Origin of the sequence: Micromonospora sp. NPDC052213 (assembly GCF_040679695.1) — a bacterium.
Taxonomy (GTDB): domain Bacteria; phylum Actinomycetota; class Actinomycetes; order Mycobacteriales; family Micromonosporaceae; genus Micromonospora.
Map to the genome: position 1 here is coordinate 1 of NZ_JBFAVI010000408.1, position 1069 is coordinate 1069.

The window sequence follows — 1069 nt, forward strand, 5'->3', positions numbered from 1 at the left end:
CCGCGCCGAGCGCCACCGTCGCCGCCGCGTGCTCCGGCGTGCCGGTGTCCTTGCACACCGCCAGGCCCAGCCGCCAGCCGTCCACATCGAGCACCGCCGGCTCCCGGCCCGGCCGCATGTGCTGCGGCTCCGCGCCACCCAGGCACATCTTCCGGTACGCCACCCGCACGCCCTCGGCGTCGACCGCGAGCACCCCGATGTGCGATCCGGGCACCGGCGCGCCGGCCAGCGCCAGCGTCCCGGTCTCGGCGCACGCCGCGCGCAGCGGCGCGAGCCGGGGATCGTCCGGGTCCAGCGGCGCGGCGTCCAGTTCGTACCCGGTCAGTGACATCTCCGGGAAGACCACCACGCGGGCCGCGGCGGCGCGCACGGCGTCGGCGTGCCGTGCCGCGTTGCCCGCGACGTCGCCGGAGCGGGTGAGCGGCTGGGCGACGGCGATCCGCAACGGCGTACGCATGGCGTACACGATAATGGTTTCCATGACGCGTGGTCGTCCGCAGCTTCGCCCCGTAACGTTGGTCGGATGATCGGAAACGCACAGCTGCTCGCCGGCCCCCGGGTGAGCGCCGCGCGGGCGGCAGAGCCGTCCGGTGACGGAGTGACCGGCTGGGTCACCGGCCTGATGGAACGGCTCGGCGGTCCCGGCGCCGGCCTCGCGGTGGCGCTGGAGAACCTGTTCCCGCCCATCCCCAGCGAGGTGATCCTGCCGCTGGCCGGCTTCACCGCGAGCCAGGGCAGGATGAGCCTGGTCGGTGCGATCGTCTGGACCACGATCGGGTCGATCGTGGGCGCGCTGGCGCTCTACTACATCGGCGCGGCCCTCGGGCGGGACCGGATGCGCGCCCTGGCCGAGCGGCTGCCGCTGATCAAGCTGGAGGACGTGGACCGCACCGAGGCGTGGTTCCTGCGCCACGGCGTCAAGGCGGTGTTCTTCGGCCGGATGATTCCGATCTTCCGCAGTCTCATCTCCATTCCGGCCGGGGTGGAACGCATGCCGGTGCCGGTGTTCCTGCTCTACACCGCGCTGGGCAGCCTGATCTGGAACACCACGTTCGTGCTCGCCGGGTAC

Annotated in this window: 2 protein-coding genes; one reads left to right on the forward strand and one right to left on the reverse strand. The window is 73.1% G+C overall.

All coding sequences use genetic code 11. The features are described from left to right. Window positions 1–457 (reverse strand): carbon-nitrogen hydrolase family protein (locus AB0L34_RS34325; RefSeq protein ID WP_363709840.1); only part of this gene is annotated, 457 nt, incomplete at its 3' end. A gap of 66 nt (window positions 458–523) precedes the next feature. Here AB0L34_RS34325 and AB0L34_RS34330 point away from each other — a divergent pair. Further along, window positions 524–1069 (forward strand): DedA family protein (locus tag AB0L34_RS34330; RefSeq protein ID WP_363709838.1); only part of this gene is annotated, 546 nt, incomplete at its 3' end.